The organism is Pontibaca salina, assembly GCF_016307205.1.
GTDB lineage: Bacteria > Pseudomonadota > Alphaproteobacteria > Rhodobacterales > Rhodobacteraceae > Pontibaca > Pontibaca salina.
Genome location: NZ_JAEIJD010000001.1, coordinates 516,859 through 542,030, shown reverse-complemented (window position 1 = coordinate 542,030; position 25,172 = coordinate 516,859). Strand labels below are relative to the sequence as shown.

Annotated in this window: 19 protein-coding genes, 1 pseudogene and 1 riboswitch; of the genes and pseudogenes, 11 read left to right on the top strand and 9 right to left on the bottom strand. The window is 57.8% G+C overall.

Annotated elements, in window-relative coordinates:
* Positions 1–253: 253 nt before the first annotated feature.
* The 5 genes from JAO82_RS02695 to JAO82_RS02675 all read right to left on the bottom strand — a co-directional run bounded on the left by JAO82_RS02695 (position 254) and on the right by JAO82_RS02675 (position 5,579).
* The gene (locus tag JAO82_RS02695) at positions 254–1,222 is read right to left on the bottom strand and encodes an ABC transporter substrate-binding protein (RefSeq protein WP_198684779.1); all 969 of its coding nucleotides are present in this window, start codon (positions 1,220–1,222) and stop codon (positions 254–256) included.
* 760 nt (positions 1,223–1,982) lie between these two features.
* Positions 1,983–3,725 carry a SulP family inorganic anion transporter gene (locus JAO82_RS02690; protein WP_198684778.1) on the bottom strand — a complete coding sequence of 581 codons (1,743 nt, stop codon included), beginning with the start codon at positions 3,723–3,725 and terminating at the stop codon, positions 1,983–1,985.
* 60 nt (positions 3,726–3,785) lie between these two features.
* Positions 3,786–4,703 (bottom strand): MBL fold metallo-hydrolase, encoded by a 918-nt coding sequence (locus JAO82_RS02685; protein WP_198684777.1) that lies wholly within the window; start codon positions 4,701–4,703, stop codon positions 3,786–3,788.
* Positions 4,700–5,140: a DUF6691 family protein gene (locus JAO82_RS02680; protein WP_198684776.1), complete on the bottom strand. Its 441-nt coding sequence runs from the start codon at positions 5,138–5,140 to the stop codon at positions 4,700–4,702. Before JAO82_RS02680 ends, JAO82_RS02685 begins: the two co-directional genes overlap by 4 nt.
* Before the next feature lie 10 nt (positions 5,141–5,150).
* The gene (locus JAO82_RS02675; RefSeq protein WP_198684775.1) at positions 5,151–5,579 is read right to left on the bottom strand and encodes a YeeE/YedE family protein; all 429 of its coding nucleotides are present in this window, start codon (positions 5,577–5,579) and stop codon (positions 5,151–5,153) included.
* A gap of 587 nt (positions 5,580–6,166) precedes the next feature.
* Between JAO82_RS02675 and JAO82_RS02670 the strand changes: the two genes are divergently transcribed.
* Positions 6,167–7,597, top strand: coding sequence for an NCS1 family nucleobase:cation symporter-1 (locus JAO82_RS02670; protein ID WP_198684774.1), 1,431 nt, complete (start codon positions 6,167–6,169; stop codon positions 7,595–7,597).
* A 26-nt stretch (positions 7,598–7,623) separates the two neighbouring features.
* On the opposite strand, the gene JAO82_RS02665 is transcribed toward JAO82_RS02670, so the two are convergent.
* Complete coding sequence (locus JAO82_RS02665; RefSeq protein ID WP_198684773.1) at positions 7,624–8,871, bottom strand: mechanosensitive ion channel family protein; 1,248 nt, start codon at positions 8,869–8,871, stop codon at positions 7,624–7,626.
* Between the two features lie 272 nt (positions 8,872–9,143).
* Positions 9,144–10,511: a glycosyltransferase family 4 protein gene (locus JAO82_RS02660; protein WP_198684772.1), complete on the bottom strand. Its 1,368-nt coding sequence runs from the start codon at positions 10,509–10,511 to the stop codon at positions 9,144–9,146.
* A gap of 391 nt (positions 10,512–10,902) precedes the next feature.
* Between JAO82_RS02660 and JAO82_RS02655 the strand changes: the two genes are divergently transcribed.
* Together JAO82_RS02655 and JAO82_RS02650 are read left to right on the top strand one after the other, a co-directional pair.
* Positions 10,903–11,799, top strand: coding sequence for a thymidylate synthase (locus JAO82_RS02655; RefSeq protein ID WP_198684771.1), 897 nt, complete (start codon positions 10,903–10,905; stop codon positions 11,797–11,799).
* 360 nt (positions 11,800–12,159) lie between these two features.
* Entirely contained in the window at positions 12,160–12,510 is a 351-nt protein-coding gene (locus JAO82_RS02650) for an antibiotic biosynthesis monooxygenase family protein (RefSeq protein WP_198684770.1), read from the top strand.
* 353 nt (positions 12,511–12,863) lie between these two features.
* On the opposite strand, the gene JAO82_RS02645 is transcribed toward JAO82_RS02650, so the two are convergent.
* Positions 12,864–14,279, bottom strand: coding sequence for a sensor histidine kinase (locus JAO82_RS02645; protein WP_198684769.1), 1,416 nt, complete (start codon positions 14,277–14,279; stop codon positions 12,864–12,866).
* 249 nt (positions 14,280–14,528) lie between these two features.
* Here JAO82_RS02645 and JAO82_RS02640 point away from each other — a divergent pair, with 249 nt between their 5' ends.
* The 4 genes from JAO82_RS02640 to nadC all read left to right on the top strand — a co-directional run bounded on the left by JAO82_RS02640 (position 14,529) and on the right by nadC (position 18,957).
* Positions 14,529–15,815: a response regulator gene (locus JAO82_RS02640; protein ID WP_198684768.1), complete on the top strand. Its 1,287-nt coding sequence runs from the start codon at positions 14,529–14,531 to the stop codon at positions 15,813–15,815.
* Positions 15,816–16,098: 283 nt separating this feature from the next.
* Entirely contained in the window at positions 16,099–16,992 is an 894-nt protein-coding gene (locus tag JAO82_RS02635; protein ID WP_198684767.1) for an NUDIX hydrolase, read from the top strand.
* Between the two features lie 64 nt (positions 16,993–17,056).
* On the top strand, positions 17,057–18,025 hold the full coding sequence (nadA, locus tag JAO82_RS02630) for a quinolinate synthase NadA (protein WP_198684766.1): 969 nt from the start codon (positions 17,057–17,059) through the stop codon (positions 18,023–18,025).
* Positions 18,025–18,957 carry a carboxylating nicotinate-nucleotide diphosphorylase gene (gene nadC, locus JAO82_RS02625; RefSeq protein WP_332872466.1) on the top strand — a complete coding sequence of 311 codons (933 nt, stop codon included), beginning with the start codon at positions 18,025–18,027 and terminating at the stop codon, positions 18,955–18,957. Before nadA ends, nadC begins: the two co-directional genes overlap by 1 nt.
* Positions 18,958–19,035: 78 nt before the next feature.
* Here the strand turns inward: nadC and cobO are convergent, their stop codons facing one another.
* Complete coding sequence (gene cobO / locus JAO82_RS02620) at positions 19,036–19,647, bottom strand: cob(I)yrinic acid a,c-diamide adenosyltransferase (RefSeq protein WP_198684765.1); 612 nt, start codon at positions 19,645–19,647, stop codon at positions 19,036–19,038.
* Between the two features lie 37 nt (positions 19,648–19,684).
* Positions 19,685–19,895, top strand: a riboswitch (cobalamin riboswitch).
* Between the two features lie 94 nt (positions 19,896–19,989).
* On the opposite strand from cobO, the gene JAO82_RS02615 reads away from it, so the two are divergent.
* From JAO82_RS02615 to JAO82_RS14410, 4 genes and pseudogenes are all read left to right on the top strand, one after another.
* Positions 19,990–20,406 (top strand): DUF1636 family protein, encoded by a 417-nt coding sequence (locus JAO82_RS02615; RefSeq protein ID WP_198684764.1) that lies wholly within the window; start codon positions 19,990–19,992, stop codon positions 20,404–20,406.
* Positions 20,403–21,458: a cobalamin biosynthesis protein CobW gene (gene cobW, locus JAO82_RS02610; protein ID WP_198684763.1), complete on the top strand. Its 1,056-nt coding sequence runs from the start codon at positions 20,403–20,405 to the stop codon at positions 21,456–21,458. The genes JAO82_RS02615 and cobW overlap by 4 nt, the downstream gene beginning before the upstream one ends.
* A gap of 34 nt (positions 21,459–21,492) precedes the next feature.
* Positions 21,493–24,783 (top strand): cobaltochelatase subunit CobN, encoded by a 3,291-nt coding sequence (cobN, locus tag JAO82_RS02605; protein ID WP_198684762.1) that lies wholly within the window; start codon positions 21,493–21,495, stop codon positions 24,781–24,783.
* Positions 24,780–25,010 (top strand): annotated as a pseudogene (locus tag JAO82_RS14410) (cobalamin biosynthesis protein CobG); the annotation flags it as partial. The gene cobN and the pseudogene JAO82_RS14410, both read left to right, overlap by 4 nt.
* Positions 25,011–25,172: the final 162 nt, after the last annotated feature.

Here is a 25,172-nt window from a genome sequence, read left to right as displayed (position 1 = left end):
ATCTGTTCTTCTGTGTATCTTGATCGCTTCATTGTCCGTCCCTTCGTTGGGCCAGACTCTAATTCCAGATGGAGGAAAAATCCCGTGGCAGGTCAGTGCGAGATCGACGTAAATGGACCCAAATCCGGGCTTGATCAGTCGGGATACTCGGCAGTCGTGATGTTGATGCTGTGAGGCCAGGCCGCTCATGGTTGCTTTCCGGGTGAAGGCCAAGCCGGTTCCCCGGCTCGGACTCTCCTTCTTGTCGCCGCGATCAGTTCAGCAGCGACGCCAACCGTGCACGCGCGTGATCATTCAGCCAAGCTGTCCAGATGTCCTTGTTGGTCAGAAGAAAGTGCACCGCGGTTTCTTCGGTCGTGGCGTTGTTGTCGGCCTTCCACGCCAGAAGCGCACTCATCTGATCGGTTGGAAAGCTGATCTTGCTCACCATTTCGGCGACTTCGGGTTCGCGTTCGATGAAGGCACTTGTCGCCACTGTATAGACAAGGCTGGGTGGGTAGGCGCTTGGTTTGGGATCGGCCACGTCGGGATCAAGATTGGCCTCATGTACTGCTTCGTCCACAGGGCCGATATCAACCATGGTCATATCGAAGCGCCCCATGATCTCTGTTGGCTCCCAATAATATCCGAACCACGGCTCTTGCTCTTCGTAGGCGGCTGCAAGGGACGCCGCCAGCGTGTCGCCCGAACCATGGTCGAAAATCTCGATTCCGGCTTCCTCAAGGCCATAGGCTCGCGCGATATTTCGATTGATAATGCCGCACATCCAGCCACCATCCGGACAGTTGTTAAACCGATTTCCGATCAATTCGGGGTGCTCTAAAATGCCCTGAATCGTCGTTAGCTCCGGATGCTCTTTGGCAAGATAGGTGGGGATCCACCAGGCTTCGATGCCGCCGGGTTCGAGAACTTTGACCAAATCTTCGATTACGCCATCGGCCTTCAGTTTATCATAGGCGCTGCCCGCCGAATTAACCCATAATTCCGTGACGATGTTCGGTTCGTTGTTCTCGGCCAGTGATGTCAATGCCGGAATTGTGTCTGAGGGCACACGGGTCACGGTGCAACCATACCCGTGCTCCATGATGAACGATGCAATTTCCGTGGTGATGATCGCAGAGGAAAATGTCATCTCGGTGATCGAGACGTCACCACAGTCGGCCAATGCGGTCGCGGGCAGGGCGAATGTGCCGACAGCGGCCAAAACAGCAAGTTTTCTCATGGTTTACTCCCTTTTATCGTTTTTATATGTTTGATCGGGCGGAGCTGATTTGCGCCGCCCGACCACTGCTTTTACATCTGTCTCTCTCTAGAAATACCGATCACTTAGACGCAGTCGAAATTCCACGATTGAGGAATGCGAGATCAGCAAGCTCGTATGTTGCCCGAGGAGACACGGGACAGCTTTGCAACATATTTTACCGCATTTGCGAGCCCGTTTTTCGAAGAGATTCGGTCTGCGATACCAGCGTTACTTACAATGATATTTCGAGTGAACGGCGCCCTTCCAACAGTTCGCCAAATGCAACTACCATCACGATACCATCCGAATTCGCTGACGCAGTCGCCGTTAACGTATACAAAGGCGCCATTGTCATTATATTCCAAGATGGGGGTCATATTAACTTTCCTATTTCAACTCGGTGTCGTCTTAGCCCATTATGGGCGCACGGGAGCAGGGCGATGCCCAAGCTCTACCGATGCGTCGTTCACGCGACATCCGGACTTTATAAACGATTGCGCACCTTACCCGTTATTGCTGCCAACTTCAAATCCTGTGGCTGAAAAGCTCGAATCTCCCTTCAAACAGGGGCAGTATTAGCTGCAAATTTGATTCAGGGAGATCGGTTAATTCTCTGTAATTATAATACATTACCTGTACGGCCGAGCGCTGCATATTGCTTGTCTTCAGTGCATCGGTTCGCTTGCTCAGGTTGGCATATCTACCCGCCAGAGAGGTCGTGGCCTGTGACAGTTAGCTTTTATCCCAGCGGTGGTTTTGCAGGGGCCGGACCTTGCCGCTCGCTGAGCTTTTGCGCTGCCTCATGTTGGCTGAGGAAGATTTCTCCGGTCAGCGCTGCCAGTAGATCGCTGCGCTTGAGGCGATCCATGACCGGACCTTTTACCTCGCTCAAATGCAGTCGAATCCTGGCCTCGCGCAGACGTGTGTTGATCGCTTCAAGCGATTCCAGTGCAGAGAGATCGACCTCGTTGACCGCGGGAAACATCAGCACCACATCCGTTAGTTCCGGCTTGTCCGCCACGAATGCAGCCAACTGGTCTTCGAGATAGCGGGCGTTGGGGAAGTACAGGCTCTCGTCGACCCGCAGCGACAATATATGCGGCTGCGTCTCTACGTTGTGGCGCAGCACGTTACGGAAATGCTCGGTTCCCGGCACCCGACCGACAACAGCAATATGCGGGCGCGATGTCTTGTAGAGATGCACAAGGATCGATGTCAGGACGCCAGCTGTTACCCCGACCTCAACCCCGGCCAGCAACGTTAACAGGATCGTGACCGAGACAGCGGCAAAATCGGCGCGGCTGAAGGTCCAGGCACGTTTCAGGATCGACAGGTCCACGAGGCTCAGCACCGCGACGATGATGGTGGCCGCCAAGGTTGCCTTCGGCAGGTAGTGGATCAGCGGCGTCAGGAACAGCGCGGCCAGAGCGAGGCCAAGTGCGGTGAAGGCCCCTGCGGCGGGGGTCTCGGCACCGGCGTCGTGGTTAACAACCGAGCGCGAAAACCCACCCGACACTGGGAAACCACCAGTGAAGGCGGCGCCAAGGTTCGCGGCACCAAGGCCGATCAGCTCTTGGTCCGGGTCGATGCGTTGGCGCTTCTTGGCAGCCAGTGTCTGGGCGACCGAGATCGATTCCACAAAGCCGATAATCGAGATCAGCAATGCAGGCACCGCCAATTGCGAGACCAAATCCGGTGAGAAGGATGGCAGCGTGAGCGGCGGCAGGCTTTGCGGAATCTCTCCCACGATGGCGACGCCGCGTTCACCCAGATCGAAGGCCCAGACCACCAACGTGGTGGCGATGATTGCCAGAACAGGGCCGGTTTTGGCGCCGATATCGGCCATACGCCGCCCGAGACCGAGGCGTCGCAACAATGGCTCCAGCCCGTCACGTACCCAGAACAGGAATATTGTCGTCGAACCGCCAAGTGCCACGGTTATGAAATTGATTTCGCCCAACTGCGCCCAGAGATTGGCGATGACCTCGATCAGTGTTTGGCCCCCTGCTTCAATGCCAAGAATATGTCTCAGCTGGCTTGCGGCAATCAGGATGCCCGATGCTGTGATGAAGCCTGTGACCACCGGATGCGACAGGAAGTTCGCCAGAAAGCCCAAGCGAAACAGCCCCACCGCCAACAGCATCGCGCCCGACAGGAACGTTAGCGTCAGCGCCGCCGTAACATAGCCCGCAGTGCCCGCTTTGGCGACATCACCCACGGCTGCTGCCGTCATCAGCGACACAATGGCCACTGGCCCGATCGCCAGCGTGCGGGAGGTGCCGAAGATCGCGTAGAGAATGATTGGCGCGATCGAGGCGTAAATCCCGGCCTCGGGCGGCAAACCGGCGAGCAGCGCATAAGCCAGCGATTGTGGGATCAGCATGATCGTGACGATCACGGCCGCGATCGCGTCGCCGGTAAAGGTCGAGCGATTGTAACGGCGTCCCCACTCGAGGATCGGGAGATAGCGCGACAGCGTCATGACATCGAGTCCAGAACTTGGCGTAGGACAGGCTGGCGCGTTAGGCCGCCCGCCCAAGGCTCAGTCGAAGCGGTTAACAGGTACCTTTAGGTAATGGTGGCCGTCGCGCTCGGCCGGTGGCAGACGTCCGCCCCGCAGGTTGATTTGGAGCGCGGCAAGCATACGGCTGGGCAGCGGCAAGGTCGCGTCGCGTTCTTGGCGGCGCTTGATAAATTCCGCCTTGAGCGTGCCATCCTTTACGTGTCTGTTATTCGCCCTGTGCTCAGCGACTGTCGCTTCCCACTGCGGTTCATCGCGTTCGGGCCCACCATAGTCGTGGCCGACAAACAGCCGGGTGTCGCCGGGTAGCGTCAGGATGTCCTGAATTGAATTCCAGAGCTCGGTTGTGTTGCCGCCCGGGAAATCCGAGCGCGAAGTGCCGATATCCGGCTGCATCAGCGTGTCATGCACGAAGGCTGCGTCGCCGCAGACATAGGTGATCGAGCCAAGCGTGTGACCGGGTGAAAGCATGATCTTTACATCGAGTTCGCCAATCTTGAAGGTTTCGCCCTCCTCGAAGAGCCGATCAAAGTCGCGCTGCGGATCAAAGGCGTCCGGCAGGTTGTAAAGATCGGCCCAGATTTTCGCGATCTCGGATACCAGCGCGCCCATTGCGTTGCGGGCGCCGGTGCGCTCTTTCAGCAGCGCCGAGGCAGTGAGGTGGTCCGCGTGCGGGTGTGTGTCCAGCACCCACTCCACCTCCAGCCCGTTTTCGCGCACCAGGTCGAGCACCTGGTCCATGCTTTCGGTCGAGAAGCGATAGTTCCGATGATCGAAGTTCCAGACCACATCGATCAGCGCGGCCTTATTTGTGGCTGGGTCGGCACAGATATACTGGATCGACCCGGTGTCTGGCTCATAGATGCCCCAGACATCGGGGCTGCCCGCCCCGGTGGAGGGCGAGTGGCGGACGACGGGAGATTTTAGCGGCGCGCTCATTCGGTACCTGCTTTCAACAACGATGGCCTGCCGGAAAACTGGCGGGCGGCCCACATACCCGCGAGCATACAGGGAACAAAGATCAGAGTTCCGGCGGCCCCGATCGGGAGCGCGGTGAGCGCCGGGCCGGGGCAGAAACCGCCAAGCCCCCAGCCAATGCCAAATACGCCAGCCCCGACGATGAGTTTCGGTTCCAGATCGCGTTTCTGGGGCATGCGGAAAGCGGTGGCGAATAGCGGTCGGCTGCGGGTCCGGGTCAGCCAGAAAAAGCCCGGTGACGTGATCAGGATCGCGCCGCCCATCACAAATGCAAGGCTTGGATCCCATGTGCCGAACAGGTCAAGAAAGTTCAGGACTTTCGCAGGGTTTGCCATGCCTGAGATAATTAGGCCCAACCCGAAGATCAGCCCGGAAAGCAAAGCGAATATCTGTTTCATCGATCAGGCCTCAAATCAGGTGACGGGTGACAAGGACGGTCAGAAAAGCGGTGGCCATGAAGACAAGCGTTGCGACAATCGAGCGGACCGAGCCGCGAGAAATGCCGCACACCCCGTGGCCGGACGTGCAGCCACTACCGAAAACGGCGCCGAAACCGACAAGCAGACCGGCAACCGCCATCAGGATCGGGCTTGCTGGCACCCATTGCTGCGGCCAGCCATCCGATGCCAGAAACCAAAGTGGCGCGGCCAATAGCAGGCCCAGCACGAACATGGCCGAGACGCCGCGTGCCTCGCTGTCGCTGTCGCGGGCGAAGATGCGCGAAGCCAAGCCGCTGATCCCTGCAATGCGGCCATTTGTGGCCATCAGCAGCACCGCCGATGCGCCGATCATCAGGCCCCCACCGAGCGACAGCCAAGGTGTGAATGCAGTTTCCATCTTTCGACTCCGTGATAATGGCCAACGTCAAGCGGGCTGGCCTTGTTGCGTGAGATTAATATATTCCGTCAGCTTAATATTCAAGAGGCTGCATGTGATGATCGTCGGCGACCTACCTCACGGGGGCATCAGGGACGCCGTGTAGTTTAAGGGTAGGGCTTTTCCGTGTCGGTACGACGTCTTGGTTCCATGCCGGTTGCGCTATCTGCCCAACCGGATCATCCTTCAGTCTGAAGCAGCACAGTCACAGACGCTTAACAGTACGAAGAGTGCCGCAATTCATAAATATCTTTATTCGGCAATCGATTAGAGGTGCAGATCCAGCAGATATTGTCTGCGATGTACTGGGTTGGTTTGGGTTTTTTCTATTCACAGCAATATTTCCGTGGCATTCTTCCAGTGACCGATGCCCACTTCCGAAATCTGGCCGTGTGGTGGGGGAAGCAATTGCAACACAGGGTCAGCGGCTTCGGATGAATGGTCCAGATTGACAAGGGTTACTTAAGACGAGGCACGACCTGAAACGATAAACATGCGATAATGAATTGAGCAGACTAACCTGAAAGTCTCAGACTGGGAGGAAGCGGATGCAAGAAGCAATTGTGGAGCAAGCGGAGTTAGGTGGCGACCACGGCACCTTGAATCCGGTAACCCAAGAAGAGAAGTCGTGGGGCTGGTTCGCGATCTTCAACGTCTGGGCAAACGATATTCAATCGCTCTTCGGGTATTCACTGGTCGCGTCGCTTTTCATATCTTTCGGGGTCAGTGGCTGGACCGCCTTCGCGGCGCTTATTTCAGCCGCGTTTCTCGTCATGTTTTTGGTCAATCTCTCCGGGGCCGCAGGAGAACGTTATGGCATACCCTATCCGGTGTTTGCGCGGGCCAGTATGGGAACAGCCGGTGCGAAACTACCGTCCGTCTTGCGCGCCATAGTTGCAGTCTTTTGGTACGGTGTGCAGGTCTACTTTGCGTCGACTGCCATTGAGCTTTTGGTCCGCTCCTTAACCGGCATTTCCGGGGGCGCCGAGTTCCTTGGCCTCAACGCTATTGACTGGGCAGCGTTCGTTATGGTTTGGGCTTTCCATATCGTGATATTTTGGCGCGGTATGGGTTGGGTCGAGACCTTTCTGAATATTGCGGGTCCATTTGTTTACGCCATTATGATTGGGCTGGTGATCGTCCTTTGGTTCAAATCGGATGGCCAAATGCTGTCGCGGGCACAGACGATCTTTGTCAACCCCGATGCCACTTGGCGCACCGAGTTTAATGGCTTCATTGCAATCATTGGAACCATGGTGGCCTATTTCGCCGCTGTTATGATCAATTTCAGTGACTTCTCAAGATATGCAAAAGACAAAAGGGCGATGACCTTGGGAAATCTCGCCGGGTTGCCTCTTAACATGATCTTGTTCTCGGCGCTGGCCTTGCTCACGACTGCGGGTGCTGCGGTCGTCTATGGTGAAAAGATCATCAATCCGACGGATATCGTCGAGCGTACCGACAGTGTGATCCTTGGCATCATTGCGGCCATAACCTTCTTCGCAGCGACAGTTGGTATCAACCTTGTTGCGAACTTTATTCCCGCCGTAAACGGCATCGCCAATCTTGCGCCATCAAGGATCGGCTTTCGAAAAGCCGGGTTGATTACATCGGGCTTTGCGCTGGTGATCGGCGGCTTGTGGACGAGTTTCATCAGCCAGTTCGGCATCAGCGGCTTTGTCAATACGCTTGGCGCAACGCTTGCCCCGCTTTATGGAATCATGATCGCTGATTACTATGCCTTGCGGAGACAAAAGCTGAATCCTGCTGATCTCTACAATATGGACGGCGGGGTCTATCACTTTGGCAATGGATGGAACGACAATGGGCTGGTTGCCTTTGCTATCGCCGCAGTGTTTTCGGTTGCTACAGTCTGGGTTCCATTCCTCAGCGCACTTGCCGGTTACGCTTGGATCATTGGCGCAGCACTGGGTGGGGTAATTTACTATGTTCTGTGCAAGAAATCACATCTCGTTTGAATCTATGACGGCCGCGGCCTAGCCGCTTATGCGGCTAGCTTTAGCGCCTTCCGTCTGGCCCCGCGGATATCGGTGCCAGCCAATTGTTGGAACACTGCCAGATCGAATTCAGGTAGGGTTGCCAGAATGTGATCGAAGATATCCGACTGAATGCCTTCGTACGCTGCCCATGCGGTCGTATTGGTGAAGCAGTAAATTTCCAGCGGAACCCCTGTTGGACCCGACTCCATCTGACGGACCATTAGCGTCATGTGCTGATGGATACCCGGATGGGACTTCAGGTAAAGCTTAAGATAGGCGCGCAGCAAGCCGATATTGGTTTGCCGGCGGGTATTGGCGGGGTTGTCCGCTTCTGCACCAAGCGATTCGTTCCAGTTCTCGATTTCCGTGGCTTTCTTCGCGATATAATCACGCAGCAGGGCCATCTGCGCAAAATTCTTCAGATCATCCTCATCCAGGAAGCGTATGGAGTGTTGGTCAATATGGATCGAGCGTTTGATCCGGCGACCACCCGACTCTTGCATCCCGCGCCAGTTGGCAAAGCTTTCGGTCGCAAGCTTGCGGGTGGGGATTGAGGTGATTGTTTTGTCAAAATTACGGACCTTGACCATGTGCAGCCCGATTTCGATCACGTCCCCATCGGCACCAACCGAGGGCATCGAGATCCAGTCTCCTTGACGGACCACATCGTTGGACGAAATCTGCAACGCGGCAACGAAGCTGAGGATCGTGTCCTGAAAGACCAACATCAGAACTGCGGCCATCGCACCGAGCGACGATAGCAAGATGGTTGGGGAGCGGCCGGTCAGAACTGCCACGATCAGGATTGCCGCAATGGCGTAGATGATGATTTTACCGAGCTGGAAATAGCCCTTGAGCGAGGATTGCCGCCGATCTTCTCGGCGGTGATAAATCACATCCACAATCGAAGCCACTGCGACGAAAACCAGCGCGACACTCAGAATGATCGCGGCCTGCGTCACGATATTGATTGCGGAAGCCACGCTCGGGGGAACTCCGGGGATCGCTTTGACACCGGCCGAGATCACAATGAGCGGTATGACATTTGCCGCCCGCTTGATCACCGCATGACGGCGCAGCTCTTGATCCTGGCCAAAAGAGGTGTTCTGGACCAGCCGCTCAACCCCCTTCAGGAGAAGCCGCTTTACGCCGAAATTAGCAATGATTGCGATGACGATAAGGAGGCAGAACGCGATCGCTGGCTCAGTATAGCTGGGGTCCAGGTAGGAGGATAAATTGATTGATCTGGGCATAGGTTTTATTGGCCGTCGTTCGATAAAATGAGGCTTCAGGGCGAATTGAGCTTTGGAAGTAATTTGATCGGATTGCGTGATTGATTATGCTGCATGCAACTGCGGTTGCAAGCAGCCGTCGTTGATTGCCGGAATTTCACGATGCCTCAGTGGCAGCGGAGCGCCACGTGGCGCGGCCCCAGGGCACCCGCTGCCGCGTGGCAAGGTCGGGCGCGGCTGGACTGTCCGTCCCGTGTGCGCCGCGGGCCTGCATGACACTTGGGGGTGTCGCTCTACAACAGCAGCGGTGGCGGTCCGGATCTATCCAGCACCCATTCATAAACTTGTTCTATTTGCTTTGCTTTTGCTGACCAGGTGAACGCCGCAGCAACGCGTGCATGAGCGGCATCTCCCGTGCGCTGCAAGTCGGTTACATCTGTGACCTGTTTTTCCAGTGCGGTCCGCAATTTAGAGACAATTTCAGCACGCGTGCCAAGGGGGAGTTTATATCCCCAGTCCGAAGTGACGAGCTCACCAGGCCCAGCATAATCCAAGACGAGCGGTGGGACACCCAAAGCCATTGCTTCGAGCACGACACCGCCACCGAATTCGCGGATTGATGGAAAGGTTAGAAGGTCACAGCCGACCATCACATCCTGTACCTCGCGATGTGCCAACCAGCCGTGAAAGTGAACCGCCGAAGCCACGTTCTCGCGCAGCACGGTTGTTTTCAGGTCCTCCATCATTGGTCCATCGCCAATCATCTCAAGAACCATGCGCCCGTCGCGCAGCAGCGGGGCTGCGGCTTCAATCAGCATGTCCGGGCCTTTATAAGGTACCATGCGTCCAACAAAGCAGGCTTTCAACGGCAAGCCCGCGGTGCCGGGTGATGCGCGGGCATTGAAGCGATCCGGGTCAATCGCATTTTCAGGCAGATAGATCGTGCGATCATGATGCTTTTTCGGGATTTCACTCATGGTGTAACGCGAGCCGACAAGTATTGCGGCAGCAGCGCTCAGTGTGACCGCCCGCCCAGGAAGGATTTTATAAGCTCCTCGTATATAGGACAAAAATTCGCGTTCGCGCCGTCGCTCGGCGCCAAAACCCGCCGGCCACGGCACTCCGCCATTCAAGGGTCCTAGGACAAAAGGCACGCCGGCGCTGTTGCAGCGCGGCGCGATAAAGCTTGACTGCGTCGGTGTCAGCGGGGTGACTCGATGCACGATATCCCATTCACCAGCCTTTATGCGTGCCCCGAACCGCCGCCAAACAAGCCGTTCGAACCAAGCATAGGAGATTGCGCCAATCGCCTGTTTGGTTGTCCAGCCCTTACCTTCGCCCATGCTCAGAACTTCGCCGATGCGCCAGAGTGGGCGGGCAACGGATTCAGAGTTGATAGCGGTAAAATCTTTGTCTTCAATCCATCCTGCCCGTAGCATGGCATCCCGATTGCGCGTTTGGGTGACGACATGCACATCCGCAATGGCACGCAACGCTTTGGCGATCGACCATCCGATCAGCGGAACACTTACCAGTTCAGGATTAGCGGCCTCGGCGATGACAAGAACCTTAAAACGCTTGCTGGCGACTGTTTTCTTCGCGTCTTCGCTGGGCGAGGCCGTTTCAAAGCCATCAATATTGGTGGATGATTTGTTGTGCATATCCGCGAGCGCCTCTCGAATTGGTGAAGTCCGCTATGACAGGTGCCCGAAGGTTTTACTTGGGTCTCATGGATGAGGTGGCTCCTGAGCGAGGTAGGAAACACTGCCCGACACGGCAAATATACCGAACAGTGTCGGAGGTAGGAACGTTCCCCTCTTGGTCCGTTTGGTCCATAATCGAGTATGCTCGCCTCTGTCTTTTCTATCAACCCATACGGATGCCTGGGCTTTAGGTCCGCATGGCGACCCATGCTTGGGGCGTGCAACAGGCTATTATCAATGGATAGCGGCTCTGATGGATAGCGGCTCTGATGGATAGCGGCTCTGGAAGTACCCCATTAGTTTTCGTAGGGTCTAACTCTCTACGATCCGTGCAGCGGGAGCCACGAACATGCGCCATCCAGAACACCAGTACCTTGACCTGCTTGCGCAAGTCCTTGATCACGGAGACGAGCGGCTTGATCGGACGGGAGTGGGGACACGTTCCATATTCGGCGCCATGCTACGCTTCGATCTCTCAGACGGCAGCGCACCAATCCTGACGACAAAGCGTGTCTACTGGAAGACGGCGGTGAGGGAGATGCTTTGGTTCCTGACCGGTGGCACAAACATCCAGCCGCTGCTCCGCGAGAATGTTCGGATCTGGTCCGACTGGCCGCTTGCGGCTTACCGCCGCGAGACCGGCGAGGCCATATCGCAGGAGAAGTTCGAAAAGCGGATTGTCGAGGATGACGCTTTCGCCACCCGTTGGGGTGAACTTGGCCCGGTTTATGGCAAGCAGTGGCGGCGCTGGCTTGGCGCTGACGGCCGCGAGCACGATCAAATTGGCGACTTGGTGCAAACGCTGCGCGAGAACCCTACGAGCCGCCGGATGCTCTTCCACGGTTGGAATGTCGCCGAACTTGGAACGATGGCATTGCCGCCGTGTCACATGGTGTACCAATATCACGTGACGTCTGACGGGCGCCTTAACTGCTTGTTATTCCAACGTTCGGTTGATCTGCTGCTCGGCGCCGCATTTAATTTCGTCGGCGCCACAGCCCTCCAGCTAATGCTTGCCCAGCAGGCCGGATTGCGGCCCGGAGAACTGGTTTGGGTCGGTGGGGACGTCCACCTATACCTCAATCACCTAGATCAAGCGCGCGAACAGCTCGCAAGAGAACCGGGTCCGTTTCCTCGGATGAAACTTCTCCGCCATGCGGCAAGTATTGACGATTATCGGATTAAAGACTTTGAGGTGGAAGGATACGCGCCTCACGCCGCGATCAAGGCGGATGTCGCGGTATAGGCGTCGCAATGGCACCGCATTGTCCGTCGGCGGATATAGCTGAAAGCTGGTGGCGGCCCAGAGGGCCGGCAGATCATGGCGTCGTTAACGGGCCGCAATTCTCATCTTTCCAAACCGCGAGGTGTTCGGCGTGGACAAGCCGCGTGCAGTTAGCGGCCCATGCCCCAACACATTTTCTAGCGTTACACCGGGAAACTGACTCTTTTCGCTTCGGGTCTGAGACGCGGTGGACTGCTGGGGCGAAAGTGATATCAAGCAACTTGATCAGAAGGTGCAACGAGTAACTTCATTTACGCCAAGCACATCTCCGATAAAAGGGGAATTGCTCAGCATTTCGAGGGAAGTAAGGGGGAGGCTAAAGTGATTGCGGTTATTTTTGAAGTAGAACCGATTGCCGGGCAGTATGATTCTTATCTTGAGATAGCCGCTGATTTGCGACCGCTACTCGACGACATAGATGGCTTTATCTCAGTCGAGCGCTTCCAGAGCTTATCCGATCCTAATCGGATCTTGTCTATGTCTTTCTGGCGAGATGAGGAAGCAGTCGCCGAGTGGCGGCGGCGAGACAAACATCGCATGGCGCAAGCAATGGGCCGATCAGAGGTTTTTCACGATTATAGGATTAGAGTGGCGCAGGTTGTCCGCGACTACGGCATGCAGCAGCGCGCCGAGGTACCGAAGGATTCGCTTATTGCCCACGATAACGAGTGACACAGGCTGAGACGGACCAGTGAGAGTGCCGGTGAAACATTGCACCCCGTGAGCGGCGCGATTGGCTTGTCGCAGACGAGTCGATTGATCTGTCCTGTTAATCGCTTCCTTTTGGTTGAAGGCGGAATTGAGAGAAGGTGCATTTGTATGGGCGCGTTCGTCACGCTGCTCTTGTCGAGGGAATGAGCCGCCGGGAAGAGGTGGTCAGGAAGAAGAATCCCTACCACCTGCCAGGATGTGAAAGTTAACCAGAGAAATCACTCATCTCCTCTTTTGGAGCAGCAGTTCAGATGGTCAGAGCAAAATCAATGGGTCTAGAGTGTACCGATGCCGTTGGCGTGGTGGTTGCGCCGCTATGCTTGATGGTCAAGTCGGGCTAAGTCGACAAAAAATGTGGTGCCCCGTTCGTTATTGGCGTAATAGTCGATCGTTCCCCCGTGCGCTTCAACGATGCGCCGCGAGATGTCCATACCCAAGCCGGTTCCCCCCACCTTGCGGCGATCCGAAGAGTCTACTTGGCTAAACCGGTCGAAAACGAGATCGTGATCCAGGTCAGACAACCCCACTCCGGAGTCCTTCACCTTCATTCGCACTCGTTCAGGGCCTACATCGACAGACACCTGAATTTCGCTACCTGCCTCGGAAAACTTGATTGCGTTCGACAATATATTTGAAAGAACCTGCTCCAAGCGTTCGGGGTCGGCTTTTACAAAAATGTCGTCGTCGACAGGAGTATAGTGCAATTTAATATCGAACTTCCCGGCGAATGGTCGGTTAACTGAAAGGACCCTGTGGATGAAGTTTGATAGCTGAACCGGTTTGAAATCATACTTCATCTGGCCCGCTTCCATACTCTGTTGGTCCAGAAGGTCATCAATCAATACATTCAGACGATTAGCATTGCTCTGTGCAATCTCAAGTAAACGTGAGAAACCCTCGGGAAGCTCTCCAAGAGCCCCTGAGTTTGCAAGGTCCAATGATCCTTTGATTGAGGTCAGGGGCGTGCGCAACTCATGACTTACCGTCGCAAGGAACTGTGTCTTGGTTTCAGAGACCGCTCTGGTTCTCTCATTGTCGCGCCGTAAAATCTCCATCTGCAAAAGGTTCTTTTGATACAAACGAAAGTAAACAACAGAGCAATCAATGATGAAGTACAAGACGAAGATGCTCGTAAAAAGCTGCGCCCACAGATCAGATGTCAAAGGGGCGGACGTGATATAAATATCCCAGATCGGGATGCTCAAGAATATCGAGCCATATAAAGACAATCGTACCATCAAAACTGATACAATCTGGTGGCTATTCATTGCGGCAAACAGTGCCGCCGCAAAAAGAAAGAATAACGGCAAGAAATGCGTGGTCGGTCCTTGGATAAGCGCGATCGATACGGTGTAGAATATGATAACACCAGCGTTTAAAAAGACGCCGATATGGATAAGTGCGAGATACCAAGAAATGTTCTCGCTGCGGTCCTCGCCTATAGCAATGATTTTATCTGCGACAACGTAGTCAAAGATTTCCGAGATGATAACCAATACACCAGAAGCAATAGCCACAGCCACACTATAATAGAAGGCAGCAAGTATAAGCGCGGCTGAATAGATGGTTAATCTCTGCATTAAGAGACGTTTGGTGACTGCTGTATAATCATGGATCTGACGCATCAACACAGCGGGGTTGCGCTCTGGAGCCATGGCACTGCTCAGCGACAGACGTGCGGTCAGCAAACCCACGGACCTTTCCCAGAGAGCGCTCAGTTTTTCCGGCATCAATCTTGATCCTTGTCATCCGCTCGCTGCGGGCTGAAGCAGAGCTATCTATAGCGCGAAGCGCGCTATTTTCACAACCAGTGACGATCATCTGGCAGCAAGCGCGCCGGGGCTTGATCAAGATACTTGTATATCTGTTTCTCGTTCTCTACGTGTATAATTAAAATATGCGGCTGCTGGTTGATCGGCCTTGTGTGAGTTCGCCTTCTAGGCTTTACACTAAAACAAGTGTCCGTAGGAGCTGTATAGATGATTATCGGATACATCGTTATTGGAATCTTGACGGGCCTCTTGGCCTTAGTTTCAGCGCTCGTATCGGGGGCAAGCATCTGGTCGGCGTTAGCCCTTTACAGCTTGGTTGGGGCTATCGGGATGATCACGGTACCACTGGTGCGCTTCGCGATTGGCGCGCTCGAATCGGAGCCAGAGGCACCGTCCAATAAAGATGTTCTGGATGCCGAAGTAGAGGTAATCGCCCCACTTTCGCCCCCTGCCTCGGAGGGCGAGGATCTGGAGAGACATGAGCGGCCTGCTCCTCGGGTGGTCGAAAGCGGCGAATCTGCTCCGCCCTTCAGGATACTCGCCGTTGACGATGATCCCTCCGTGCTGGAGTTGATACCCATGATTGCTGCCACGGGCGGCTATTCAGACCTGACTACAGTCGCTAACGGGAAACTTGCGCTGGAGGCGTTGACCAGCAAGAACACCGTTTTCGATTGTCTGCTTTTTGATATCAATATGCCCGAGATTGACGGCATTGAGCTTTGTGCGCGTGTCCGGCAAATACCGACGTACCGGGATACTCCAGTTATTATGCTCACTGCGATGCGTGACATAAAATACATGGACCGCGCCTTTCAGGCCGGGGCCACGGACTATACGACCAAGCCATTTGACATAACGGAGCTAACTGATCGCCTCAAGTTTGCCGAGGAATCGATAACCGCTCAGCGGCGGAGCTCTGCCATGGCAGAAACAGCGGGTCATCGCGCCGATGTCGGGCATCATCGCCCCTTCGCCTTGCCTGATAAGATCAGGATTGATGGCAATGCCAGTCTCATTGAGCTTGCTGCTGCGAGCAATTATGTGGCCCAACTTTCACGAGAGCAGCTGAGCAAAGTTCACGTAACTGCTGTCAAGATTGATCACATCGAAAATATCCATGCCATCACCAGATCAAAAATGTTTGAGCGCATTCTGCGGGAAGTTGCCGGGGTGGTTCAGAGCACATTAGATGGGCGATTAATGGCCTATACCGGGAATGGCGTACTTTTGTGTATTTCAGATATAACAGATCTGGATCCTTCGCTGGTCGAGGAAAGCGTTCGCAGCGGCCTTATGGGCATGACTTTCACGAACCGGGACAATGATCTTTTCCAGATTGCCGTGTCTATCGGTGAGCCCGTGATGCCTATCGAAAGCAAGATCAAGCGCTCGGAAATAACGTTCGATCGTGCGATCATCCGTGCCGAAAATCGGTTTTATCAAAAACAGCATGAACTGATGCAGGATGGGGCGCAGAAGCACCAACAGTAAAACGGCGCGACGCGTGGCCGGTTGTCGTGAACTCGGGTGGCGGGCTGTTGTGCGGTGGCCAGATCGCGGCTAGTTCGCCCGCGAGTCATGGCTTGCTCCGGGGACTGTTATAGCGCCTCACGGGCGCCGCCCAGAGGGCGCTTGTCTCCTTTGATAAACACCGTATCTTTGGCACGCATCACTGTCGTTGTATGCGCGCCCAAATCCCATCAGAAAACGAGCCGCAGCTTGCGAAGCGGGTTGGGCGTTCTATCCGCGAAACTTTGCCAGGAAAGGGTAATCTTTGTTATCGGGACTCGCGCATGCTGAGCTTATCGCCGTTCTGGTTGCCGTCACGGATGACGAGCCGCGGGTGATGACGGTGCGGGCCGGCAATGCGCTGCCGTCCGGCCCGTTTGAATCGCGCCATCGCAGCCTGCAAAGCGGACTGCGCGCCTGGATCGAAAGCCAGACCGGCCATCCCGTAGGTTATCTCGAACAGCTTTATACATTTGCCGACCGAGGCCGCGATCCTAAGGTAGGCGACGACATCCGGCACATTTCGATTGGCTATCTCGGGTTGGTCCACGAACAGCCTGCACCGGGGGCGGGGCGGCCTGAATGGCACGGATGGTACGAGTATTTTCCTTGGGAAGACCACCGGGAACGCCGCCCGGACATGCTGGACGAAATCGTTGCCCGGCTAACAGCTTGGGCCAAAGGCGATCCGCTGCGCCGCCAGCGTATCGACTACGTGTTCGGCTGCAACGGCATGGCTTGGAACGAAGATTTGACCCTGCAGCGCCACGAGTTGATGTATGAGGCCGGTCTGGCCGAAAGCGCGGCCCGCCCGGCAAAAGCGCTTTTCGGGCGCACGATGGCCGGCGATCACAGACGCATCCTTGCCACCGGCATTGCCCGGCTGCGCGCGAAGATCAAATATCACCCGGTCGTGTTCGAAGTGATGCCCGAAAGCTTCACCCTGCTGCAATTGCAGCGCACAGTCGAGGCGCTGTCGGGGCTGCGGCTGCACAAGTCGAATTTTCGCAGGCAGATCGACCAGCAGGAACTGGTCGAGGAAACCGGTGCTGTGTCGGCTGCGACCGGCGGCCGTCCGGCCAAGCTGTTTCGCTATCGTCCGGCGATCCTCGAGGCGCAGGCGCTTTCCGGCACACGGCTGCCGGTTTCCCGTCATTGACATATTCTCAGAACGAGAATAAGTGATCGTCCCTATATGCTCAAGTTGAGTACAAGGAGACGCCATGACCGACCTTCGCCTGCCGCATCTGTATGACCGCGTAAGCAAAGTCATTCCGCAGCCCGACTGGATGTTGTTCGAGGATGACATCGCCGCAATTCTCGAACTCAAGCGCGAGAAAAACGCAGTGATCCTTGCGCATAACTATCAGACGCCAGAGATCTATCACGGGGTCGCCGATATCGTTGGTGACAGCCTCGCCCTTGCCCGCAAGGCGGTAGAGGTCGAAGCAGATGTAATCGTTCTTGCCGGTGTGCATTTCATGGCCGAGACCGCGAAGCTGCTCAATCCGGAAAAAACCGTGCTGATTCCCGATATGGATGCGGGCTGTTCGCTGGCGGATTCGATCACAGCCGCCGATGTCGCACTGCTGCGCGAGGCGCATCCCGGTGTGCCGATTATCACCTATGTGAACACCTCGGCGGCGGTAAAGGCGGCTTCGGATATCTGCTGCACCTCTGGCAACGCACTGGAGATCGTCGAATCACTTGGTGTGCCCAAGGTTCTGATGATCCCGGACGAATATCTGGCCAAAAACATAGCCCGCGAAACCAAGGTCGAGATTATCGCCTGGCAGGGCCATTGCGAGGTGCACGAGCTGTTCACTGCCGAGGAGGTGCGCGGCCTGCGCGAAGCTTGGCCCGGTGTGACGATCCTTGCGCATCCCGAATGTCCGCCCGAAGTCGTGGCCGAGGCCGATTTTTCGGGCTCCACTGCCGTCATGTCAGAGTTTGTCGGGACCAAGAAACCCGCCCGGGTGGTGTTGCTCACCGAGTGCTCGATGAGCGACAACGTTGCGCTTGATCATCCCGACGTGGAATTTGTGCGCCCGTGCAACCTCTGCCCACATATGAAGCGGATCAGCCTGCGCAACATCCGTGAGGCGCTCGAACAGAACCGCCACGAGGTGACGGTCGATCCAGCCATCGCCGACGACGCCCGCCGCGCCGTCGAGCGGATGCTGGCGATCTGATGCGCACGCGGGGCGAAGAAACACGGACGCGGGCACCAAGAGCCGAGTTGTCGGAAGACGGGCTGGGCATGGCCTTCGCGCCATTGCCGCTTCCGCGCCCGATGATCGAACCGGTGGTGCGCCGCGCGCTGGAGGAAGATTTGGGCACCGCCGGGGACATCACCTCGGCGGCCGTGATCCCGGCCGAGCATCGTTCGCTCGTCACCGCTGTGGCGCGGCGCAAAGGCGTGATCGCGGGTCTGGACTGTGCGGCACTGGCCTGCGAACTGGTCGATCCGGACATCGTCGTGACTTGTCATCTGCGGGACGGTGCGGCAGTGCAGCCGGGCGAGCGCATCGCCAGCTTTTCCGGCCCGTCCCGCAGCCTTCTGACCGCCGAACGCACGGCGCTGAATTTCCTCGGGCACCTTTCGGGCATCGCAACCGTTACCGCAGATCTGGTGCGCGCCGTCAGGGGCACTGGAGCCGCGATCACCTGCACGCGCAAAACTACGCCGGGCCTGCGCGCGCTGGAAAAATACGCCGTCCGCGCGGGGGGCGGGATGAACCATCGCCACAGTCTGGCCGACGCGGTTTTGATCAAAGACAACCATATTGCCATCGCCGGCGGGATCCGCCCGGCACTGGAACGGGCACGCGCCATGGCGGGGCATATGGTCAAGATTGAGATCGAGGTCGATACTCTTAACCAGTTGGCTGAGGCTTTAGCGAACGGCGCCGATGCGGTGCTTCTCGACAATATGGATCCGGCCACGCTGCGCGCCGCCGTGGCAATGGTGGATGGCCGGGCGGTGACCGAAGCCTCGGGGGGTATCACTCCCGATACGGTCGCTGAAATCGCCGCCGCCGGGGTTGATCTGGTCTCACTCGGCTGGATCACTCACAGCGCGCCGGTGCTGGATATCGGGCTTGATTTCGTCGCTGCGCAGTAAAATTGCGCAGCAAGGCAATGCCTTTCGGCCCTGATCCGCGCCGGGCAGCTGCCCGGTCACTTCGGCGTGCAGGGTGATCTAGAATTCAACGCCCTTCTGCGCCTTTACCCCATCCCTGAACGGATGTTTGATCAAGCTCATCTCGGTCACCAGATCGGCGGCTTCGATCAGTTCGGGCTTCGCATTGCGCCCGGTCAGACAGACATGGGTCATCTCGGGTTTTTTCGTCAGCAGGAAGTCGACCACCTCGTCAATATCCAGATAATCATAACGCAAGGCGATATTGATTTCGTCAAGCAGAACGAACTGGATCTCGGGGTCCAGAATCTGTTCCCGGGCGATTTTCCAACCATTTTGCGCCGCAGCGACATCACGTTCGCGATCTTGGGTTTCCCATGTGAAGCCCTCGCCAGAGACGAAAAACCGGACCTCGTCGGCAAATCTGTTTCGCAGCAGCATGCGCTCGCCAGTTTCCCAGTTACCCTTGATGAATTGCACCACCGCCGCCGGCATTCCGTGGGCGATGCAGCGCATCACCATGCCGAACCCGGACGAGGATTTGCCCTTGCCCGAGCCGGTGTGAACCATGATCAGACCCTTTTCTTCGGTCTTGGTGGCCATCATCCGGTCCCGCGCGGCCTTGATCTTGCGCATCTTTTCATTGTGGCGGGCGGCTGTTTCGTCGCTCATCTCATCGGCCTTCGCTTGACAAGTCAAAAAATTAGCGCCTATCTGGCACCGAACTGGTGCCTGTGTAAACAGGTGAAAAGGGAATGCCACCCCCGGGATTACCCGGGGCAAAGCAGCCGCCCCCGCGACCGTGACCGGAAAGGTCCCCGAACCACTGGCCAAAGGCTGGGAAGGTCGGGGCACCGCTGATCAGCCAAGCCTGATCGAGATCCGCAAGCCGGGAGACCTGCCAGTCAGATGACTTTGCAACCGGACGGGGCGTTCCGGTGTCAGGCTCTTTGCTCTGATCGTCAGGGCGTTCCTGCGCCTTGCCCTGTTCGCAACAGAACAGGACGTGACGGCATGACGGAAACCCTTGATCCTCTGGAGCCTCTGCAGACCGAGCTGCTGGTCTGCGTGAAATGCCGTAAAGGCCAACCCACCCCCGATGATGGAAGCCCGCCCGGACAGCGGCTGTTTGACCGCCTGACCGAAACACCGTTGCCTGCCGGGATTCATGTGCGTGCGGTCGCATGTCTGCAGAATTGCGATGCCGGGTGCAATGTGGCGCTGAGGGGCGGCGATCGCTGGACCTATGTTTATGGCGGGCTGGATGCGGCGATTCACGTCGAGACACTTGCCGACGGGGTCATCCGCTATCACGCCACCACCGATGGGCTGATCCCGTGGCGCGAGCGCCCCGAACATTTCAAGCGCAACTGTGTGGCCCGTATCCCCCCGATCAATCACGCAGACCCCAACCAGAAGGCTTCACAATGACCGATTTTTCCAAACTGCCCGTTACCGTGATCACTGGCTTTCTCGGGTCGGGCAAAACCACGTTGATCCGCGAGTTGATGCAGAATCCCGGCGGCAAGCGGCTTGCCGTGGTGGTCAACGAGTTTGGCGATGTGGGGGTGGATGGGGACATTCTGAAAAGCTGCGCCATCCCCGATTGCCCGGCGGAAAACATCGTGGAACTGGCCAATGGTTGCATCTGCTGCACCGTGGCGGATGATTTCATCCCCACGATAGAGGCGTTGATGGCGCTCGAGCCGCGTCCGGATCATATCGTCATCGAAACCTCCGGCCTGGCGCTGCCAAAGCCGTTGCTCAAGGCGTTTGACTGGCCGGATATCCGCTCGCAGATCACCGTCGATGGCGTGATCGCACTGGCCGATGCCGAGGCGGTGGTCGCCGGGCGCTTTGCCTCCAATGTGGCGGCGGTGGATGCACAGCGTCTGGCCGATGACAGCATCGATCATGACACCCCGCTTTCAGAGGTCTTCGAGGATCAGATTGCCTGTGCCGATATCGTGCTGCTGACCAAACCCGATCTTGCCGGTGCAGACGGCGTGGCACAGGCCAAGGCCATTATTGCGCGCACCGCCCCGCGCCCGCTGCCGGCGATAGAAGTGGCCGAAGGCGTGGTTGATCCGCGCGTCATTCTGGGGCTTGAGGCCGCAGCCGAAGACGATCTGGACGCAAGGCCCAGCCATCACGACACCCCCCATGATCACGACCATGAAGAATTCGACAGCATCGTGGTTGATATTCCCGAACTGGCCGATCCGGCAGACCTTGTTCGCGCGATCGAAATCTTGGCGAACAGGCATAACATCCTGCGGATCAAGGGGTATGCCGCAGTTTCTGGCCGGCCGATGCGCCTGCTCGTACAGGCGGTCGGCGCACGGGTGCGCCATCAGTTCGACCGGGCCTGGCGGCCTGACGAGGCGCGGCAGGGCCGTCTGGTGGTGATTGCCGAACATGGTGATATTCGCCGCGACGTGATCGAGGCCGCGCTTGGCCTTGCGCCGCAGGCCGCGCAGTGAAAGGTGCCGCGCGGCCACGCGCGGCGGTTGACCGATGCATGTAATCTTTCGCGAAAGCCACGGGCTGGAAGAAACCGAAACGCCCACCGATCTGGGTCAAAGCCCCGCCGATCTGGTGATGCTGTCCTTTTCCGACAGCGATCTCGGCGCGTTCTCGGGCGCGTGGCATCGCGGCGGCGGTCCCGTGGGGCTGTTGCCGACATTGCGGCTGGCCAATCTGGGCGCGCTCAAACATCCACTTTCGGTCGATACTTATGTCGAGCAGACGCTGTCTGGTGCACGGGGCATCCTGATCCGGCTGATCGGCGGCGTGCCCTATTGGGCCTATGGGCTGCAACAGGTGCGGGCGCTGGCCGAGGAGAAGGGCATCGCTTTGGCGATCCTGCCCGCCGATGGCCGCCCCGACCCAAGCCTCGACGCATACTCCACCCTGCCGGTTTCGACCTTGCGGCGTTTGGCGCATCTCTGCGATACAGGCGGACTGGTGGCGGCGCAGGCTGCGCTGGCGCAAATGGCGCTGGCGGCGGGACTTTACGCCGGCCCGGTACCCGGATCGAAGGCTTTGCCGATGATGGGCGCATGGACACCGGCACGGGGTGTTTTCGACCCGTCCGGGCTTGGCCCGAAAAACGGCACGCGAATCCTGATCACCTTCTATCGCTCCTATCTCGTTGCCGCGGACACGGCGCCGATAGAAAACCTGTTCAAGCAGTTTGAAAGCAAAGGCCATGAGGTTCTCGCGCTCTATGCGCCCTCGCTCAAAGCCCCCGAGGTGGCGAGCTGGCTGGCCGAGCAGGTGGAGCAATTCGCGCCCGATGCGATCGTCAATGCCACCGCATTTTCCGCGCGGGGCAATGACGGCACGGCACCGCTGGACGCGGGCGGAGTGCCAGTATTTCAGGTCGCATTGGCAACCACCGCACGCGCGGCCTGGCATGAAGCCGAGCGCGGGCTGTCGCCGGCTGATTTGGCAATGCATGTGGTGCTGCCCGAGGTCGATGGCCGGATCATGGGCGGCGTCGTGTCGTTCAAGGAGCCCGGTCCGCGCGATCCGGATCTGCAGTTCTCGCATTCCGTCCATCAGGCCGAGACCGAGCGGATCGCAGCAGTGGTGAAGCGGGTTGAAGGCTGGTTGCGGCTGGCGCAAACCCCGGCAGCAGACCGCCGCGTCGCGCTGGTACTGTCGACCTATCCGGGCAAGGATTGGAACATGGGCCATGCAGTTGGTCTGAACGCTCCGGCCTCGGCGCGGGCGATCTTGGCGGATCTGGCGGAAGCGGGCTATGCTGTACCGACACCATCAGAAATCTTTGAAGACGCACTTGCTGCCCGCACAATGCAATGGCCGCTATCGGCCTATCTGGCGGCGCTATCGGACCTTCCGAAAGACTTGCGCGAAGCTCTGCAAGAGACATGGGGCGCGCCGGAAAATGATCCCAGTTTTGCCGATGGCGCTTTTCATTTTGGCGTGGTCAGGCACGGCAGGGCGCTGGTCGCATTGCAGCCCGAACGTGGCAATTCTCAAACGCGGGTCGATGATTATCACGATTTATCCCGCACCCCCTGCCACGGCTATGTGGCCTTTTATCTTTGGCTGCAGAGACAGGCGGACGCGCTTGTTCACATCGGGGCACATGGCACGCTGGAATGGTTGCCGGGCAAGTCAGTGGCCCTGTCGCGCCATTGCTGGCCCGAAGTGCTGACCGGAGATCTGCCTGTCATCTACCCGTTCATCGTCAATGATCCGGGCGAGGCGGCGCAGGCAAAACGCCGCATCGGGGCGGTCACATTGGGCCATATCCCGCCCCCCTTGAGGCAAAGCGGCACACCCGACCGTCTGGTGCGGCTTGAAGCGCTGCTGGATGAGTTTTCCAATGCAGACGGGCTTGACCCGCGCCGCCGCGACCGCCTGCAGGGTGATATTCGCGATGAAGCACAGGCGCTGGGGCTAAACGACGATCTGGGTTTGGACCGTGCCGATTGTTTGGCCGAAGCAATTACCCGTGTCGATGCTTTCGTCTGCGACATCAAAGAAAGCCAGTTTGGCGAGGGCCTGCATATATGGGGCCGCCTGGCCCGCTCCGGTGCCCCGTTCGAGACCGAAAGCTCGGTTGCCGCCGAGCGGCAGGCGCTTCTGGATGCGCTGGATGGCAGACGGATCGCGGCAGGGCCGTCCGGCTCGCCCTATCGGGGGCGCAGCGATGTCTTGCCCACTGGCCGCAACATGTTCACGACCGACCCGCGCTCGGTGCCGACACGTGCGGCCCATGCGCAGGGTGTTCGGCTGGCCGACGAACTGGTGCGCCGACATTTGCAGGATCATGGCGACTGGCCGCGCAATCTGATCATCGATCTATGGGGCTCGGCGACCATGCGGACCGCCGGCGAAGAATTTGCCATGGCGCTGCATCTATTGGGGACACGGCCCATTTGGGACGCAGGATCCGAACGTGTTTCGGGGGTCGAGGTGCTGCCGATAACCGAGTTGGACCGCCCTCGCATCGACGTGACCCTGCGCATTTCCGGCCTGTTCCGCGATGTGTTTCCAACCCTATCGGCGCTGTTCGCTCAAGCCGTGCGCGCGTTGACTGCACGCGACGAAGCGCCCGATTGGAACCCCTTTGCCGGGCGCACGGCAGAACCCCGCGTTTACGGGCCGGCACCGGGCAGCTTTGGGCTTGGCATGGGGGCAACGCTGGAGGATTACAGCGAAGCGGGACGAAGCGCAGCCGGTGAGGCTTGGCTTGCTGCTTCGTCTTGGGCGTTGGATGGCGAAACGGCGCGCCATGACGTTGATGGGATACGGCAGCGCGTCGCCGGGGCCGATAGTTTTGTTCACCTTCAGGATTTGCCGGAAACGGATCTTTTACTGGCCTCGGACTATGCCGCGCACGAGGCGGGATTTGCCGCTGCACAGGCGATAACCGGCGGCAAGGCGGCGCTCTGGCATCTTGACAATACCCGACCGGAAAACCCGCGCGCCCGCAGCTTGTTCGAAGAGATCGCCCGCGTCGTGCAGGCACGCGCCGCCAATCCCGATTGGATCGCCGGAATGCGTGACCACGGGTTCCGGGGCGCGGCCGAGATCGCTGCAACTCTGGAACATATGGCCGCGTTCGCGCATCTGGCGGATGTGGTCGGGGCGCATCTGTTCGACCTTTATCACGCGGCCACATTGGGCGATCCGCAGACGCGGGATTTCTTGCAGCGCGCCAATCCCGAAGCCTGCCGGGCCATGCAGGACCGGTTCAATGCCCTGCTTGAATCCGGTCTTTGGCAAACCCGGCGAAATTCTGTTTTCGCGACGCTGAAGGTGAGCGAATGAGCGCGCCGCAGGTCAAAGGCTGGTGTCCGGGTGCCTATCGTCCGATGATGTCTGGCGATGGGCTTGTGGTGCGGGTGCGTCCAAGGTTGGGCCGGCTGGATCGCGAACAGGTGCTTAGACTATGCGCGCTGGCCACCCAACACGGCAGCGGCTGCATTGACCTGACCAACCGCGCCAATCTGCAAATCCGTGGCGTATCGGAGGCCGCTTATCAGGCGCTTTTGCAGGGACTTGCGGCGCTCGAACTGCTGGACGCTGACCCTGATCTGGAACGCCGCCGCAATATATTGGTGACACCGTTCTGGCAGCACGGCGACCTGAGCCAGTACTTGGCAGAAAATCTGACGGACATGTTGGGCGATCTGCCTGAGTTGCCGGACAAGGTCGGT

What these genes read in the sequence shown, in the direction of transcription:
- JAO82_RS02685 (WP_198684777.1), bottom strand. Translation starts at nt 4,703, where the DNA reads ATGAGCGCGCCGCTAAAATCTCCCGTCGTCCGCCACTCGCCCTCCACC.
- JAO82_RS02665 (WP_198684773.1), bottom strand. Translation starts at nt 8,871, where the DNA reads ATGCCCAGATCAATCAATTTATCCTCCTACCTGGACCCCAGCTATACT.
- cobW (WP_198684763.1), top strand. Translation starts at nt 20,403, where the DNA reads ATGACCGATTTTTCCAAACTGCCCGTTACCGTGATCACTGGCTTTCTC.
- JAO82_RS02645 (WP_198684769.1), bottom strand. Translation starts at nt 14,279, where the DNA reads ATGCCGGAAAAACTGAGCGCTCTCTGGGAAAGGTCCGTGGGTTTGCTG.
- JAO82_RS02690 (WP_198684778.1), bottom strand. Translation starts at nt 3,725, where the DNA reads ATGACGCTGTCGCGCTATCTCCCGATCCTCGAGTGGGGACGCCGTTAC.
- JAO82_RS02655 (WP_198684771.1), top strand. Translation starts at nt 10,903, where the DNA reads ATGCGCCATCCAGAACACCAGTACCTTGACCTGCTTGCGCAAGTCCTT.
- JAO82_RS02640 (WP_198684768.1), top strand. Translation starts at nt 14,529, where the DNA reads ATGATTATCGGATACATCGTTATTGGAATCTTGACGGGCCTCTTGGCC.
- JAO82_RS02675 (WP_198684775.1), bottom strand. Translation starts at nt 5,579, where the DNA reads ATGGAAACTGCATTCACACCTTGGCTGTCGCTCGGTGGGGGCCTGATG.
- JAO82_RS02615 (WP_198684764.1), top strand. Translation starts at nt 19,990, where the DNA reads ATGACGGAAACCCTTGATCCTCTGGAGCCTCTGCAGACCGAGCTGCTG.
- JAO82_RS02660 (WP_198684772.1), bottom strand. Translation starts at nt 10,511, where the DNA reads ATGCACAACAAATCATCCACCAATATTGATGGCTTTGAAACGGCCTCG.
- JAO82_RS02695 (WP_198684779.1), bottom strand. Translation starts at nt 1,222, where the DNA reads ATGAGAAAACTTGCTGTTTTGGCCGCTGTCGGCACATTCGCCCTGCCC.
- JAO82_RS02680 (WP_198684776.1), bottom strand. Translation starts at nt 5,140, where the DNA reads ATGAAACAGATATTCGCTTTGCTTTCCGGGCTGATCTTCGGGTTGGGC.
- JAO82_RS02670 (WP_198684774.1), top strand. Translation starts at nt 6,167, where the DNA reads ATGCAAGAAGCAATTGTGGAGCAAGCGGAGTTAGGTGGCGACCACGGC.
- nadA (WP_198684766.1), top strand. Translation starts at nt 17,057, where the DNA reads ATGACCGACCTTCGCCTGCCGCATCTGTATGACCGCGTAAGCAAAGTC.
- cobN (WP_198684762.1), top strand. Translation starts at nt 21,493, where the DNA reads ATGCATGTAATCTTTCGCGAAAGCCACGGGCTGGAAGAAACCGAAACG.
- cobO (WP_198684765.1), bottom strand. Translation starts at nt 19,647, where the DNA reads ATGAGCGACGAAACAGCCGCCCGCCACAATGAAAAGATGCGCAAGATC.
- nadC (WP_332872466.1), top strand. Translation starts at nt 18,025, where the DNA reads ATGCGCACGCGGGGCGAAGAAACACGGACGCGGGCACCAAGAGCCGAG.